Genomic DNA, 16,300 nt, shown 5'->3' on the forward strand with positions numbered 1-16,300 from the left:
GATTGTCACCTCTCCCCGCTGGGGAGAGGTGAGTTCATTTGCCCTGCCACACCGGCTTGCGCTTCTGCGCGAACGCCAATGGCCCCTCACGCAGATCCTCGCTGCGGAACAGCGCCTGCACGGCCGGAAACGCGCCCTGGCCTTCGTAAGCCGCGCGCAGGGAAGGGGCCTCCAGGCCTTTCAGCACGGCCTGTTTCGAGGCGCGCAAGCTGAGCGGTGAGAGTTCGCACATGGCGGCGGCCAGCGCGCGCGCCGTCGCCAGCAGATCGGCGGCCGGCACTACATCATGGACGAAGCCGAGCGATCTGCCTTCGGTCGCCGAAACCGTGCGGGCGGTGAGGATCATCGCCATGGCGCGCGACACGCCGATGGCGCGCGGCAAGCGATGCAGCCCGCCGGCCAGCGCGGCCAGGCCGACCTTGGGTTCGGGCAGGGCAAAGCTGGCATTGTCCGACGCCAGGATGATGTCGGCCGCCAGCGCCACTTCGAAACCGCCGCCCATGGCGACGCCGTTCACGGCGGCGATCACCGGCTTGTCGAGATCCCAGCGCGTGGTCAGCCCGCCAAAGCCCGATGGCGGGACGGTGATGGCATTGCCTTCGGCTTGCCATCTGAGATCATTGCCGGCGGAAAAGGCGCGATCGCCGGCACCGGTGATGATCGCCACCCACAGGTCAGGATCGGCGGAAAAGCCGTTGAACACGCTGTCCAGCTCGGCATTGGCTGGCGGGTGCAGGGCGTTCATGCGTTCGGGGCGGTTGATGGTGACGATCAATATCTTGCCGTCGCGTTCCACCGTGATGTGATCATAGCTCATGGTTGCAGCCTCCCTTTGGCGGAGACTTTTGCACGGCGCCTTGGCTTGGGCGGCCTCATCAAATCCGGGGGCCAAAACGAAAAGGCCCGGCCAGTTGCCTGGCCGGGCCTTCCGTGACGAGACGGAACCAGTTTCCACCGCCCAGCGCCGGCCGGAGCCAAATGCCCCCATCTGCCCCGGCCAGCGCGCGCAGCTGCGATCTTGCGATCGGCGCGCGGCGGTGGAAAACGACTTTCGCCTTTCTCCCCGGACACCGACCCTTACAGGCCGTCATCCTGTTGCACTTGATATGCCGATTCTTTTGCGCTGTCAGGCGGGCAGAATCATTGCAGGTAACGAAATCGTGCACTGTGGCGGGAACGCCACAGTTTGGCCGCGGTTGATCGGTGCCGATGCTGTTGCCGGCCGGGCCAGAAATGCTAAGGCCGCGTTCATCCGCGATTGCCGAAAGAAGAAACGTGCGCCTGTCCAGATTTTTCATGCCCGTCCTGAAGGAAACCCCCGGCGAAGCCCAGGTGATTTCCCACCAGCTGATGCTGCGCGCCGCAATGGTGCGGCAGACAGCGGCGGGCATCTATGCCTGGCTGCCGATGGGCAAGCGCGTGCTGGCCAATATCGAACGCATCGTGCGGCAGGAGCAGGACCGTGCCGGCGCCATCGAAGTGCTGATGCCCACCATCCAGGGCGCCGATCTGTGGCGGCAATCCGGGCGTTATGATGCCTACGGCCCGGAAATGCTGCGCATTACCGATCGCCACGATCGCGAAATGCTGTTCAGCCCCACGGCCGAGGAATTGTTCACCGCCATCTTCCAGAATGGCGCCAAGAGCTATCGCGACCTGCCGCGCAATCTTTACCAGATCCAGTGGAAGTTCCGCGATGAGGTGCGGCCGCGCTTTGGCGTGCTGCGCGGTCGCGAGTTTCTGATGAAGGACGCGTACAGCTTTGACGCCGACTATGCTGGTGCGCTGCACAGCTATAACCGCATGTTCGTGGCCTATCTGCGCACCTTTGCGACCATGGGCCTCAACGCCATTCCGATGCAAGCCGATACCGGGCCGATCGGCGGCGATCTGTCCCATGAATTCATCGTGCTGGCCCCAACCGGCGAGAGCGATGTGTTTTATCACGAGAATTGGCTGAAACCGCGCGACACGTCCGGAGTCGATCCCGATGATGCAACGGCGCTGGCCGGGTTCATCGATGGCCTGAACGCCGATTATGCCGCGACCGACGAAAAGCGCGATCTCGCTGCCGAGGCGGCCTGCGGCGCGGCGTTGCAGCAATCCAAGGGCATCGAGGTCGGGCAATTATTTTACTTCGGGGACAAATATACGGCGCCATTGGGCGTGAGCGTGCAGGGCAAGGATGGCCAGCCGGTCACGCCGTTGATGGGCAGCTACGGCATCGGCGTATCACGCCTGGTCGGCTCCATCATTGAGGCCTGTCATGACGAGGCCGGCATCGTCTGGCCCGATGCCGTGGCGCCGTTCCGTGTCGCCCTGATCAACCTGCGCGCCGATGATGGCGCCTGCGCGGCGGCGTGTGACAAGCTTTATGCGCAATTCACCGCGGCCGGCGTTGATGTGCTCTATGATGACCGTGATGAGCGCGGCGGGGCGAAATTCGCGACGGCCGATCTGATCGGGCTGCCGTGGCAGGTGATTGTCGGGCCGAAGGGCCTGGCCGCCGGCATTGTCGAACTGAAGCGCCGCGCGACCGGCGAGCGGGTGGAAGTGCCGATCGAAGCGGTTGTGGGGCGGGTGGTTTGAGGGCACCTACCCCTCTCCCGCCGCGCTTCGCGCGAGTCGACCTCTCCCCAGCGGGGAGAGGTGATTGTTCACCTCTACCCGCTGGGGAGAGGTCGAGAGACGGCGAAGCCGGCCCGGGAGAGGGGCAAGGCGCAGAATGATCACCGCCTACGAACGCATGATCACCCGGCGCTATCTGCTGCCGGGCAAGGGCGAAGGCTTCATCTTCCTCGTCGCCGGGATCAGCCTGGTCGCCGTGGCGCTGGGCGTCGCGGCCCTGATCGCGGTGATGAGCGTGATGAACGGGTTCCGTGCCGAATTGTTCGATCGCATCCTCGGGCTGAACGGCCATGCCGTGGTGCAGGGCTATGGCGGTCGGCTGGACGGCTGGCCGCAGGTGCTGGCCGACGCCAAGGCCTTGCCCGGCGTGACCAGCGCCGTGCCGATGATCGAGCAGCCGTTGATGGGCAGCTATGGCGGGCGCGTCGAAGGCGTGGTGGTGCGCGGGCTGCGGCTCAACGATCTGCGCGCCAACGCGACCATCGCCAGCAACATCACCGGCGGCAGCCTGAGCGCGATGCGGGTGGGCAGCAACACCGTGGCGATCGGCGCGCGCCTGGCCGAACAATTGGGCGTGCGGGTGGGCGAGCAGATTTCGCTGATCAACCCGGCCGGACAATCGACGCCGTTCGGCACCGTACCGCGCATCGTCGCCTATACGGTGGCGGCGGTGTTCGAAGTCGGTGTCTATGATTATGACAAGGCGTTTGTCATCATGCCGCTGGAAGACGCGCAGACGCTGATGCGGCTCGATGATGCGGTCGGTATGATCGAGGTGGTGACGGACGATCCCGATCAGGTGGGGCGGATCCTCGATCCGCTGAAGCAGAAACTCGCCGGCATCGCGGTGGTGAATGATTGGCAGGCCAGCAATTCGGCACTGTTTTCGGCGCTGGTGGTGGAACAGACGGTGATGTTCTGGGTGCTTTCCATCATCATCGTCGTGGCGGTGTTCAACATCTTGAGTTCATTGATCATGCTGGTGCGGGCGAAAACCCGCGACATTGCGATATTGCGCACGATGGGCGCCAGCCGTGCCGCGGTGATGCGGGTGTTCGTGATGGTGGGCACCAGCATAGGCGCCGCCGGGGTGGCGGCCGGGCTGGTGCTGGGCTTTGGCCTGCTACATTTTCGCCAGGGCATCGTCGATGGCGTCTCGCGGCTGACTGGCACTGATATCTGGGACCCGTCGGTGCGCTATCTTACCTTGTTGCCGGCGAAGACCGATCCGATGGAGGTGCTCGGCATCGTGCTGCTCACCTTGGCGCTGTCGCTGCTGGCGACGCTGTATCCGGCGTGGAAAGCGGCCTCCACCGATCCGGTCACGGTGCTGCGCTATGAGTGAAGCGGTGCTGCAAACCATTGGTCTTGCCAAGAGTTTCGAGCAGGCGGGCGCGCGCATCGATGTGCTGACCGGCGTGGACCTGGCCGTGGCGCCCGGCGAGATCGTCGCGCTGCTGGGGCCGTCCGGTTCGGGCAAATCGACGTTGTTGCAGGCGGTCGGCCTGCTGGAGGGCGGCTTTTCCGGGCGCATCCGGATTTGCGGCGAGGACGTCGGCAGCCTCGACGATCTGGGGCGCACGCGGGTGCGGCGGCAGCGGCTGGGGTTCGTCTATCAATTCCACCATCTGCTGCCCGATTTCACCGCGCGCGAAAATGTCATGCTGGCGCAAATGGTGGCCGGCGTGCCGGCGCGTTCGGCCACGGCACGTGCCGATGAATTGCTGACCGCGCTGGGCCTCGGCGCGCGGCTGACCCACAAGCCGGCGCAATTGTCGGGCGGGGAGCAGCAGCGGGTCGCGGTGGCGCGCGCGCTGGCCAATCGCCCGGCGCTGGTGCTGGCCGATGAACCGACCGGCAATCTGGATGAGGCGACGGCCGCGCTGGTGCTGGCGGCGTTTCTCGATCTGGTGCGCGGGCAGGGGGCGGCGGCCCTGGTGGCGACGCACAATCTGGCGCTGGCGCGGCGGATGGATCGGGTGCTGACGCTGCACGAAGGGCGGTTGATAGCATTATAGTGGTTGGCGTTCGTCCAGCCACAATCGGTGGTGGATAACTCACCCTGCACCCTTTCCCCCGCCGCCCACGCCGGCCATGGTAGCCCGATGCCGCACGCCGGATTCGTTCCTCTTCGTTGCCACAGCGCCTTTTCGATGCTGGAGGGCGCCATCCAGCCCGAGCAGCTGGCCAAATCGGCGCGCGTCGGCGGGTTTCCCGCCATCGGCCTGGCCGATCGTGCCAACATGTTTGCCGCCATGGATTTTTCGGCCGCTGCCAAGGATGCCGGTGTCCAGCCGCTGATTGGCGCGATGCTGCCCGTCGAAAGACCGGGATCGGCGACGCCCCTGGGCCGCGCCACGGTCGATTGGCTGGTGCTGTTTGCGCAAGACGAGGCGGGCTACACCAATCTGATCGCCCTGGTGTCCGACGCGCATCTGGAATCCGAATCCGCCGGCGATCCGGTGTTGCGGATGGAAACACTGGCCGGCCGCACCGATGGCCTGATCTGCCTGACCGGCGGCGCCGATGGCGCATTGGCGCGGCTGCTGGCCGATGGGCAGTCGGCCGATGCGATGGCGGACAGCCTCCAAGCGCTGTTTCCTGGCCGGCTCTATATCGAGATTTCGCGCAGCAACGACCCCATCGAGCTGCGCAGCGAGGCCGGCCTGCTGCGGCTGGCAGCGGCGCGGCATCTGCCGATCGTGGCCACTGCGCCGGTGAAATTCCTTACCGCCGACATGCACGCCGCGCATGATGTGCTGCTGTGCATCGCCGACAGCGCCTATGTCGAGGCCGAGGATCGGCGCAAATCCAATCCCGAACACTGGCTGAAATCCGCCCGAGAATGGCACACGCTGTTCGCCGATCTGCCCGAAGCCATCGCCAATACCATCGTTGTGGCGCAGCGCTGCGCCGTGCTGGCGCCCAGCCGCAAGCCGATCCTGCCGCGCCTGGCCGCTGGCGGCGAGGATGAGGCGCTGCGCGAGGCCGCCCGGACCGGCCTCGATGCCCGGCTGGCACTGCTGGGCCACAGCGGGGAGGCGCGGGCCGCCCATGACAAGCAGCTGGCGTTCGAGCTGGATGTCATCATCAACATGGGCTTTGCCGCCTATTTCCTGATCGTGGCCGACTTCATCAAATGGGCGAAGGCGCAAGGCATTCCGGTCGGGCCGGGGCGCGGCTCCGGCGCCGGTTCGGTGGTGGCCTGGGCGCTCACCATCACCGATCTCGATCCGCTGGCGCATGGCCTGCTGTTCGAACGCTTCCTCAATCCCGATCGCGTCTCGATGCCGGATTTCGATATCGATTTCTGCGAAACGCGGCGCGGAGAAGTCATTGATTATGTGCAGGCGCGGTATGGCAAGGATCGCGTGGCGCAGATCATCACCTTCGGGAAGATGAAAGCGCGCGCCGTGTTGAAAGACGTCGGCCGCGTCTTGCAGATCCCCTATGGCCAGACCGACCGGCTGGCCAAATTGGTGCCCAACGCGCCGGCCGATCCGTGGACGCTCGATCGCGCGCTGGGCCTCGGGCGCGACAAGGATGGCAACAAGCAGCCGGGCGAACCGCAATTCATCGCCGAGGTTGAGCGCGACCCCAAGATCAAGGCGCTGGTCGATATCGCACTGCGGTTGGAGGGCCTGCCGCGCCACAGCTCCACCCATGCTGCCGGCGTGGTGATCGGCGATCGACCGCTGCAACAACTGGTGCCGCTGTACCGCGATCCGCGATCGGACATGCCGGTGACAATGTTCGAAATGAAGGCCGCGGAAAAGGCTGGCCTCGTCAAGTTCGACTTCCTTGGCCTCAAGACATTGTCGGTGCTCGATCGCGCCGCACGCATGCTGGCCGAGCAGGGTATCGATGTCGATTGGGCGACGCTGCCCACTGATGATCCGGCGGTGTACAAATTGATTGCCGAAGGCGACACGGTCGGCGTGTTCCAGTTTGAATCGGAAGGCATGCGCCGCGCGCTCACGCAGGTGCGGCCCGATTGCTTCGCCGATATCGTCGCGCTCGGCGCCCTGTTCCGCCCCGGCCCGATGGACAATATCCCCAGCTTTGCGGCGCGAAAGGCCGGGCGCGAGAAGGTGACCTTGCTGCACCCGGCGATGGAAAACACGCTTCGGGAAACCTATGGCATCATCGTCTACCAGGAACAGGTGATGAGCTTGGCGCGCGAGCTGGCCGGCTACAGCCTGGGCGAAGCCGATCTGCTGCGCCGCGCCATGGGCAAGAAGATCCATGCCGAAATGGTGGCGCAAAAGGCGCGTTTTGCGCAAGGCGCGGCCGCCAATGGCATCGACCCGGCGACGTCCGACGCGATCTTCGATCTGATCCTGAAATTCGCCAACTATGGCTTCAACAAGAGCCACGCGGCGGCCTATGCGGTGATTTCCTACCACACCGCCTGGTTGAAGACGCATCACCGCGCGGTGTTTTACGCGGCGTCGATGGAATATGATCTCGACAACAGCGACCGGTTGGCGGCGTTTGTCGATGATGCGCGGCGTGGCGACGTGGCGGTGCTGCCGCCGTGCCTGAATGCCTCGGCGGCGGACTTTACCGTGCAAGACGGGGCCGTGCGTTACGCGCTGGCCGGCCTGAAGGGTGTCGGCCGCAAGGCAATGGAGGCGCTGGTGTCCGAGCGGGTCGCCAATGGCCCCTATCGCGATCTTGCCGATTTCGCGCGCCGCGTTGACCCCAAGGGCCTGAACAAGCGCCAGTTGGAAAGCCTGATCGGCGGCGGCGCATTCGATGTGCTGCACGCCAATCGCGGCGGCGTACACATGCTGGCCGAAGCCGTGATGGCCAGCGCCAATGCCGCGGCGCAGGAACGCGAATCAGCCCAGGCAGCGCTGTTCGGCGAAAGCGCCGGCGATGATCATGCTCGGCTGGTGTTGATGGTGCCGGCCCAGGCCTGGACCGAAGCGCAGCGCATGGCGCACGAACAGGAATCGTTCGGGTTTTTCTTTTCGGGCCACCCGGTGGATGCCTTTGCCAATGTGCTGGTCGCCAACAAGGTGATCACCCATGCCGATGCGCTGGCGACTCCGGCGCCACAGGGCGGCGGCAAGCGCAACGTGATGATGGCCGGGCGGCTGGAGGAACGGCGCTGGCGCACCACCCAGGCCAGCAATCGCCGGTACCAGATGCTCACTTTCTCCGACCGTTCCGGCCAATATGTGGTCAGCCTGTGGGAGGAGGAACTGCAGGAGCGCATCGAGGCGATGCTGAACGACGCGCCGGCGCTGTTGCTGACGGTGGAATTGCAGTGGCGCGATGCCGATGACGTGCCGCGGCTGACGTTGCGCAGTTTCCAGCCGCTGAGCGAGTTGGCCAAGCGCACGCGCGGCCGGCTCGTGGTGCAACTGGAACAGGCGCACGAGGTTGCGGCAATGCTGGGCGTGCTGGAGCGCCATCCAGCGCAGGGCCGCGGCGAACTGGTGGCGCAGGTGGCGACCGCGGCAGGCACGGCGCGGCTGGTGCTGGGCCGGCGCTGGCTGATCGATGCCGATCTGGAAGCCGCGCTGGCGCGTGCGTTGGGGCCGGACCGGGTGGAACAGGAAGCGCTCGATCCGCCGCATCTGGCGCTGGTGGGGTAGGGGGAAGATGATGCGTGCAGTGGCCGGATTGGCGATGTTGCTGTTGGCTTGGCCGGCGTCCGTGGTCGCGCGGCCGCCGATCATCGATATGCACGTACACGCGCTGGCCGCCGATGATCAGGGGCCGCCACCGCTGGCCATGTGCACGCCGCTCAATCCCATGCCGCTATGGGACCAGAAAGGGCCGTGGATCGAGCGTTTCGTCGGTACATTCAAGCAGCCGGCGTGCAAGGATCCGGTGTGGTCGCCTACCACCGATGATGAACTGCGCACCCGCACCTTGGCAGTGATGGAGGCGCACAATGTGATCGGCGTGGTGACCGGCCCCATGAAGCGGGTGCAGACCTGGGTCCAAGCTGCGCCGCAGCGCGTGTTGCCGTCACTGGAACCGGCGATGTCCGATCTGGCCGACGTGAAGACGCTAACCGCCGAATTGGTGGCGGCCAAGGCGGCCGGGCAACTGGTGGTGATCGGCGAGCTGGGATTTCAGTATGACGGGATTTCGGTGGATTCCCCGAAACTTGATCCGTTGTGGACAGCAGCCGAAGCAGCCGAAGTGCCGGTGGCCATCCACATGGGGCCGGGGCCGCCAGGTGTCGCCTATTTCCCCGAGTCCGGCTATCGCGCGCGGCTGAGCAGTCCGTTGCTGCTGGAAGAGGTGCTCCTGCGCCACCCGAAATTGCGGGTGAACGTCATGCACGCCGGCTTCCCGCTGCTGGATGATACGCTGGCGCTGCTTTATGCGCATCCGCAGGTGTATGTGGATGTCGGCGTGATCGCCTACACACAGCCCCGGCCGGCGTTTTACCGGTATCTGCAGGCGCTGGTGGATGCCGGCTTTGGCAATCGCATCATGTTTGGTTCCGATCAGATGGTGTGGCCCGAAACCATCGCGCGGGCCATTGCCGTAATCGAGGCGGCGCCGTTCCTCAGCCCGGAACAGAAGCGCGCGATTTTCTATGACAATGCCGCGCGCTTCTTGCGGCTGGATGCCGCGACACAGGCCAAGCACCAGGCCATGTAGCGCGACTAGCAATCCGGGTTGAACACGCTCCAGCCCATGCCGTGCGCCAGCCGTTCCAGCGCCGCAGTGCCCAGCAGTGAATTGCCCTGCGGCGACAGGCCGGGCGACCACACCGCGATACTGGCGCGGCCGGGCGCGATGGCGAGGATGCCGCCGCCGACGCCGGATTTTGCCGGCAGGCCGACCTGGAAGGCGAATTCGCCGCTCGCATCATAATGGCCGCAGCTGAGCATCAGCGCGTTGATGCGGCGGTTGCGCTCCGGGCTGACGATGCAGCGGCCAGTGGTGGGATCGATGCCGCCGTTCATCAGGAAGCGGCCGGCGCGGGCGAGTTGCCGGCAACTCATGGCGATGGCGCATTGGTGAAAATAGGTGGAGAGCGTCGTTTCGACCGGGCCGTCGATGGTGCCGTGCGCCTTCATGAAATGCGCCAGTGCGGCGTTGCGGTGGCCGGTGGCGGCTTCGGAATAGGCGACGGCGCCGTCGATGGCGATGTCGTCGTCGCCGGCGAGCGATCGCACCAGCCGCAATATGGCGCCGATGCCGGCGCGGCTGTCCTCGCCGGCCGCCACCAGATCGGTCACCGCGATGGCGCCGGCGTTGATGAAGGGGTTGCGCGGGCGGCCGCCTTCGGCTTCCAGCTGCACGATGGAGTTGAAGGCGCTGCCCGATGGCTCGCGCCCCACCCGCGCCCACACCCGATCCGCATCGCGGCTGAGTGCTTCGACCAGGGAAAAGAGCTTGGAGACGGACTGGATGGAGAAGGGCACATCGGCATCGCCGCCCGCCACTTCGCGGCCATCGGCGGTGATCACCACCATGCCGAAATGGTCGGGCGAAACCTTGGCCAGTTCGGGGATATAGTCCGCCACCTTGCCGCGTACCGGGGCAGCGGTCATTTCGGCGGTGATCTCGGCCACCAGCGTTTCCAGATCGGGCATCATGCTCTCCCAATTGCGGTCGTTATGCGTTGCACAGGCCACGCACGCAAATGCGTAAGACGAATCCGCATTTTCGGGTGGCAACAGCAGTTTGCGTAGTGTATGTCCGTAAATGAGGGGCCCAGAGTCAGACAATTAACCGGGCTGCGGCCCAGGGGAGAGTATATGGCCACGCAACTGAAAGACACACGGGTGACGCAATCTCTGCCGCAGGGCAGTGTCAGCTGGCCGCTGCCGCCGCGCGACCGGCCCGATCTGCCGAACCACGAAACCGCGACGCTGGAAGCCTATCTGAACTCGGCGCCGCTGGAAGAGGTGGATATCGCCGATCCGCTGTGGTGGGAAACGGATACCAACCGCGTCTATTTCAAGCGACTGCGCGATGAAGCGCCAGTGTTCTTCACAAGCGTCAACACCAATCGCCACCGCGGTTTCTGGAACGTGACGCGCTGGAATGACGTGATGGCGGTGGATACCAACCACCAGCTGTTCAGTTCCGATGCGCATCTGGGCGGCATCACGCTGTTCGATATGGACCCGGATTTCATCATGCCGATGTTCATCGCGATGGACCCGCCCAAGCATGACGTGCAGCGCAAGGCCGTGAACCCGATCGTGTCGGGCACCAACCTGGCCAGCTATGAAGAGCTGATCCGCAGCCGCACCTGCGAAGTGCTGGACAGCCTGCCGCGCGGTGAAGTGTTTGACTGGGTCGATCTGGTCTCGATCGAATTGACCAGCCGCATGCTGGCGACGCTGTTCGGCTGGCCGCAGGAACGCCGCCGCATGCTGACCTATTGGTCGGATGTGTCCACCTCTGATCCGGAACTGCCGGGCAACCCCGGCAAGGAAGAGCGGCAGGGCATCCTGCTGGGCATGTTGCAGGAATTCACCATGCTGTGGAACGAGCGGGTGAATGCCGAGCCGACCGGCGATCTGGTCTCCATGCTGGCGCACAACCCGGCCACGCGGAACATGCCGCCGATGGAATTCATGGGCAATCTTGTGCTGCTGATTGTCGGCGGCAACGACACCACCCGCAATTCGATCACCGGCGGCCTGTATTTCCTCAACAAGAATCCGGGCGAATACGCCAAGCTGCGCGCCAATCCGGCGCTGGTGGAAAACATGGTTTCGGAGATCATCCGTTTCCAGACGCCGCTGGCCCATATGCGCCGCACGGCGCTGCAGGATACGGTGCTGGGCGGGCAATTGATCCACAAGGGCGACAAGGTGGTGATGTGGTATGCCTCGGCCAACCGCGACGAGCGGGTGATCGAGAATCCGGATGACTTCATCATCGATCGGCCGCGCGCCCGGCAGCATATGTCGTTCGGTTTCGGCATCCACCGCTGCGTCGGCAACCGCCTGGCGGAACTGCAACTGAAGATCCTGTGGGAAGAGATTCTGAAGCGTTTTGACACGATCGAAGTGATCGGTGAGCCGGAGCGGGTGCCCAGCGCCTTCGTGAAGGGTTACAAATCGCTGATGGTCCGCATTCCGGCCTGATTGGGGGACACATGGTCAAGATCATCTATGTCGAGCACAATGGTGCTCGCCACGCCATCGACGTGCCCGAAGGTGAAAACCTGATGGAAGGCGCGTTGCAGAACAATGTGCCGGGCATTGATGGCGATTGCGGCGGCAACGCCGCCTGCGCCACCTGCCACTGCTATATCCCTTCGGAATGGGAAGCCGTGACCGGCGCGCGTTCGGACACGGAAGACGCCATGATCGAGCTGGCGGACACCGCCAAGCCGAACAGCCGGCTGGCCTGCCAGATCAAGGCGAGCGCGGCGATGGACGGGATGGAAGTGCATATGCCTTCATCCCAACATTGATCGCAGTGCGGGCGCATCGCAGCCGGGCGCGCAAATAGCGGAGCTATTTGCCGACTCCGGCAAGATCGGACGGCGAGCGAAAAGGGCGGCCCCAACAGGCCGCCCTTTTTGACTCGTCCGACCCCGGATCAAGTCCGGGGCAGGCATTGTGGGTCCGCCACGCTTTTCCTTCCCTGCCTTCCTTCGCCTTCTTGACACAAGACAAACGGACTCGGCGGCTTTGCCGCCGGCCGTTCCCTGGCCGGCGAACGCGCTTGTGCCGCCACGACCCTCCGACAAGCTCAAGGTGAGCGGGTGGGTGGGAAGGCGAGCGGCTGCTTGGCAGATGGCTTTTAGTTTCGGCGTGGCCCCTTGCGGCACGTCTCCACCCCCAACCCCTCCCGCAACCGGGAGGGCAGCCGTTGGTGCCTGTTGCGCAGCCGCGGCAATCGCGCCACAACCCGGCAACATCAACCGGGGAACCCAACCATGCCCATTTCACTCCACGCCGCCTTCGTGCCGTCCTGCCGCCAGGTCATCGGCGGCTGCCTCGGCGTACTGGCCAAGGCTGAGGCCGCCGGCTTTGCCGATCTCGGCGCGAAGCTGGCGCCCGACATGTTCCCGCTGGCGTTTCAGGTGCAGAGCGTGGCGGGGCACAGTGCCGGCGCCATCGCGGCGATGCGTACCGGCCAGTTCAGCCCCGGCGGCGGTTTTGCCATGCCGAATGCGGACTATGCCAGCTTCACGGCCATGCTGACCGAAGCCGATGCAGCGCTGGCGGCGGTGACCGAGGCGGAGATGGAAGGCTTCATCGGCGGCGACACCGCATTCGTGTTTGGCGAACGGCGGATGCCGTTCAGATCAGAGGATTTCCTGCTGAGCTTTGCCCAACCCAACTTCTATTTCCACGCCTCGACGCTCTATGGGATTTTCCGCAGCAAGGGCGTGGCGCTGGGCAAGAAGGATTATCTGGGCCGGCCCAGAATGGCGGTGTGACCATGGCGGTTTGAGGTGTCGCATTGCCCGCCGGGCTGCGCGGCTGCATGAACTGGTATAAAGGAGATTTCCCGTGCGCTTCCCCCTCATTCTCGCTGCTCTGCTCGCTGCGCCGGCCTGCGCTGCACCGGTTACCCAGGCCGCGCCCAACGTGCCGGAAAAGTCGCCGGCCTTTCCCGGCCAGACCCGTGCCGAAGCCGCGGTGTCGAAAACCAAGCTGATCGTCACTGAAATCGCCACCGGCCTGAACAAGCCGTGGGGCGTCGCCATCCTGCCTGATGGCCGCTTTATGGTCAGCGAGAAGGCTGCCGGGCGGCTGACCATCGTCGGCAAGGACGGCACGAAAACGCCGCTCACCGGCACGCCGGCCACCGATACGCGCAACCAGGGCGGCATGCTCGGCGTGGCCGCGCCCGGCGATGGCTATATATACTGGAGCTATGCCGAGCCACGCGAAGGCGGCAACGGCACGTCGGTGGCGCGCGGGCATCTGGTCGGCAGCGAAATCCGTGATGTGCAGGTGATCTTCCGTCAACTGCCGACCATGGAATCCGCGCAGCATTATGGTGGGCGCCTGGTGTTTCCCAAGGATGGCACGTTGATCATCACGCTGGGCGAACGTTCGATCCTCGCCGGGCGCATGCAGGCGCAGAAGATGGACAGTCTTCTCGGCAAGATCGTGCGGGTGAACCGTGATGGCTCTATCCCGACGAACAATCCGTTCGTGAACGCGCCCGGCGTGCGGCCGGAAATCTGGAGCTATGGCAACCGCAACGTGCAGGGCGCCGCGCTCGATGCCAAGGGCCGGCTGTGGGAAGTGGAGCACGGGCCGCAGGGCGGTGACGAGCTGAACCAGATCCAGATGGGCCGCGATTATGGCTGGCCAACCATCACCTATGGCGAGGAATATAGCGGCAAGCCGATCAACGAAAACACCACCCAGGCACCCGGCATGGAACAGCCGGTCTATTATTGGGATCCGGTGATCGGCCCGTCCGGCCTGATTTTCCACAGCGGCAAGGGTGCGCCGGAATATAAGGGCAATGTGTTTGCCGGCGGCCTGCGTGTGCAAGCGCTGGTGCGGCTGGTGCTCAGCGGTGATAAGGTCGTCGCCGAGGAACGCCTGCTCACTGACCGCAAGGAACGCATCCGTGATGTGATCGAAGGCCCGGATGGCGCGATGTATCTGCTGACGGATGACATCAACGGCAAGTTGCTGAAGGTAACGCCGACGAAGCAGTAATTAAGTATTAACTAAGAAATAATATTTGGCCATCGGGGTGCGGATGGCGACGCGCCCGACGCATGTGCACATGGCCTCAGCGTTAGATTCAGGCTTATGCCCGGCGCACCGACCGCCAGCGCGTTGGTTTCGGTGCCCAGAACGTCTGGATCGTCCTGACTGTGATCGGCACCACCGCGGGTCCTGAATCCACAACCTGGACGATATTGCGCGCCGGCTTCAGCATGGCCTGTTTCGCCTCGGATCGCCGCCGAAACCCTTGCGTCGCTTGAACTTAAGCCTCTTTCAACAACGATGGCATCACCGCAAACGCGGTGGTGCCATTGCTGTTTTGATCGGACCATGCGGCTTGCGCCTGCACGTGTAGTCGCGGTCGTTACAAGACGGTCGGCGAGACGCGACAGCCTGCGCCACGCAAGGTGCGCAGCGGCGATGGGACCGAATGCCCGGATCTCGTGATGCATTTGCTTACGGTTAACGCCAACGGCTGACGCGTTAAGGTTAAGGCAACGAAGTAGTAATTAAGTATAAACGTATGATTAACGAATCGGTAACCTTATTGTCAGGTGCAATTGGGCTGCGCCTGGCTACCGGGCAGCGCACTTTGACCTGGACTGTCTATTGATCGGCAAGAACTCAGCGCGCGATGACCTGAAAAATGTCGGTGGAGTTTACACTCGCCCATGGCTGAGATGGGCCATATCGCGATATTTCAATGGGTTAATGGTTTGGCACGGGTGTTGCATAGAAACAGCCAGAAGCATTCATCGGTTCCAATACGGGAGACTATTATGCGCACTTCGACCAAACTGACTCTGGCCGTCCTGCTCAGCGCCACCGCCGCTCTGCCTGCCATGGCAGTGACGCCGCTGGTGACGACCATCACCAACAACAACAGCAACACCACCACTGCGCTCAAGACCGCCACTCGCGCGGCGGCTGGCGGCGGTCTCCTGCCGAATGCCGCCAGCACCGTGACGGTCGGCCCCGGCACGCCGGTCGCCGGTTCCACTGTCAACATCACCAAGTTTGATACCACCACTGGCATTCTGGTCGGTGCGCAGGTGTCGGTTTCTGGTGTGAACGTGGGCGTCGACACCCGCCTGTCCGCTACCGTGCCGAACAGCGGCAATGGTCGCAACGCCACGTCGACGTCGTCGGGTTGGACGGGTTCCGTGTCCGGCGTCGGCTTCTCCGCCATCACCAGCGGCACGGTCGCCTCTTCGACCCGCACCTGCGCTGGCTCGGGCGCTGGGGCTGACACCTGCAAGACGGCGCCGGCCGCAGGCTCTTTCGCGACTGGCGCGACGTCGGTGTTGTCTGGCACGCGCACGATCGATGCCGCAAGCCTCGATGCCTATGCCGCCGCTGACCAGAGCAGCGTCGCGCTGAGCCGCACGGCGGATGGCACGACCTCGGTTGGCACCGCGCAGCGCACGACCAACGCCGTTGGCGCAAGCCGGTTCGGCTTCACGGGCGGCACCTACTCGCTGACCTATGATTACCTGAAGAACGCGGTTGCATCGTTTGACGGCACGTCGGAAGTCACTGCCACCACGCTCGACTTTGGTCGTGTCGTTGCCGGCAGCGGTCCGGTGACCCTCAGCTTCACCCTGTACAACCTGCCCGACGCCGAAGGCGCCGCCGCCACTGCCGGTTTGCAGCTGCTGAACATCACGCGTGGGAACAGCGAGCCGGTGTTCACCACCAACTCGGCGATCTTCACCAACCTGGTTTCGGGCAACTCGGTTACTTACAGTGTGACCTACAACCCGCTGGTTCAGGGCACCTACAGCGATACCTTCACCTTCAACTTCATTGATTATGCAAAGCGGACTGGCGATAACAGCCTGGATGGCCTTGGTCTCCGCAACTCGTCGATTGAACTGACCGTGCTCGGCGGTACGGTTCCTGAGCCGCAGACCTGGGCGATGCTGCTCGCTGGTTTCGGCATGGTTGGCTTCGCTTCGCGCCGTCGCCGCGCCACCGTCGCCGCCTGAACGTCTCTCTGCTAACAGGATTGGCACCACCGCAAAGCGGTG

13 protein-coding genes are annotated in these 16,300 nt (G+C 64.3%); 10 read left to right on the forward strand and 3 right to left on the reverse strand.

The features are described 5' to 3' along the window. Positions 1 to 34: 34 nt before the first annotated feature. Positions 35 to 817 carry an enoyl-CoA hydratase-related protein gene (locus AC6UUM_RS08800; RefSeq protein ID WP_500801911.1) on the reverse strand — a complete coding sequence of 261 codons (783 nt, stop codon included), beginning with the start codon at positions 815 to 817 and terminating at the stop codon, positions 35 to 37. Between the two features lie 58 nt (positions 818 to 875). Then, positions 876 to 1,298, reverse strand: coding sequence for a hypothetical protein (locus AC6UUM_RS08805; protein WP_500804998.1), 423 nt, complete (start codon positions 1,296 to 1,298; stop codon positions 876 to 878). Here AC6UUM_RS08805 and proS point away from each other — a divergent pair. The 5 genes from proS to AC6UUM_RS08830 all read left to right on the forward strand — a co-directional run bounded on the left by proS (position 1,276) and on the right by AC6UUM_RS08830 (position 9,258). Then, complete coding sequence (gene proS / locus AC6UUM_RS08810) at positions 1,276 to 2,589, forward strand: proline--tRNA ligase (protein ID WP_500801912.1); 1,314 nt, start codon at positions 1,276 to 1,278, stop codon at positions 2,587 to 2,589. The genes AC6UUM_RS08805 and proS overlap by 23 nt on opposite strands. 136 nt (positions 2,590 to 2,725) lie before the next feature. Continuing rightward, the gene (locus AC6UUM_RS08815) at positions 2,726 to 3,973 is read left to right on the forward strand and encodes a lipoprotein-releasing ABC transporter permease subunit (RefSeq protein ID WP_500801913.1); all 1,248 of its coding nucleotides are present in this window, start codon (positions 2,726 to 2,728) and stop codon (positions 3,971 to 3,973) included. After that, positions 3,966 to 4,646, forward strand: a complete 681-nt coding sequence (locus AC6UUM_RS08820) for an ABC transporter ATP-binding protein (RefSeq protein WP_500801914.1) — start codon at positions 3,966 to 3,968, stop codon at positions 4,644 to 4,646. The genes AC6UUM_RS08815 and AC6UUM_RS08820 overlap by 8 nt, the downstream gene beginning before the upstream one ends. A gap of 87 nt (positions 4,647 to 4,733) precedes the next feature. Next, on the forward strand, positions 4,734 to 8,234 hold the full coding sequence (gene dnaE / locus AC6UUM_RS08825) for a DNA polymerase III subunit alpha (protein WP_500801915.1): 3,501 nt from the start codon (positions 4,734 to 4,736) through the stop codon (positions 8,232 to 8,234). A gap of 7 nt (positions 8,235 to 8,241) precedes the next feature. After that, positions 8,242 to 9,258, forward strand: a complete 1,017-nt coding sequence (locus tag AC6UUM_RS08830; RefSeq protein WP_500801916.1) for an amidohydrolase family protein — start codon at positions 8,242 to 8,244, stop codon at positions 9,256 to 9,258. Between the two features lie 5 nt (positions 9,259 to 9,263). Here the strand turns inward: AC6UUM_RS08830 and AC6UUM_RS08835 are convergent, their stop codons facing one another. Continuing rightward, the gene (locus tag AC6UUM_RS08835; RefSeq protein WP_500801917.1) at positions 9,264 to 10,202 is read right to left on the reverse strand and encodes a glutaminase; all 939 of its coding nucleotides are present in this window, start codon (positions 10,200 to 10,202) and stop codon (positions 9,264 to 9,266) included. A 162-nt stretch (positions 10,203 to 10,364) separates the two neighbouring features. Between AC6UUM_RS08835 and AC6UUM_RS08840 the strand changes: the two genes are divergently transcribed. The 5 genes from AC6UUM_RS08840 to AC6UUM_RS08860 all read left to right on the forward strand — a co-directional run bounded on the left by AC6UUM_RS08840 (position 10,365) and on the right by AC6UUM_RS08860 (position 16,258). Beyond that, a complete protein-coding gene (locus tag AC6UUM_RS08840) occupies positions 10,365 to 11,708 on the forward strand; it encodes a cytochrome P450 (protein ID WP_500801918.1) in 1,344 nt (447 codons plus the stop codon). A gap of 11 nt (positions 11,709 to 11,719) precedes the next feature. Continuing rightward, on the forward strand, positions 11,720 to 12,040 hold the full coding sequence (locus AC6UUM_RS08845; protein ID WP_500801919.1) for a 2Fe-2S iron-sulfur cluster-binding protein: 321 nt from the start codon (positions 11,720 to 11,722) through the stop codon (positions 12,038 to 12,040). A gap of 468 nt (positions 12,041 to 12,508) precedes the next feature. After that, positions 12,509 to 13,015: a DUF1993 family protein gene (locus AC6UUM_RS08850; protein ID WP_500801920.1), complete on the forward strand. Its 507-nt coding sequence runs from the start codon at positions 12,509 to 12,511 to the stop codon at positions 13,013 to 13,015. Between the two features lie 73 nt (positions 13,016 to 13,088). Then, entirely contained in the window at positions 13,089 to 14,258 is a 1,170-nt protein-coding gene (locus AC6UUM_RS08855) for a PQQ-dependent sugar dehydrogenase (RefSeq protein WP_500801921.1), read from the forward strand. Positions 14,259 to 14,941: 683 nt separating this feature from the next. Next, positions 14,942 to 16,258 (forward strand): PEPxxWA-CTERM sorting domain-containing protein, encoded by a 1,317-nt coding sequence (locus AC6UUM_RS08860; protein ID WP_500801922.1) that lies wholly within the window; start codon positions 14,942 to 14,944, stop codon positions 16,256 to 16,258. Positions 16,259 to 16,300: the final 42 nt, after the last annotated feature.

Source organism: Sandarakinorhabdus sp. (assembly GCF_987265915.1).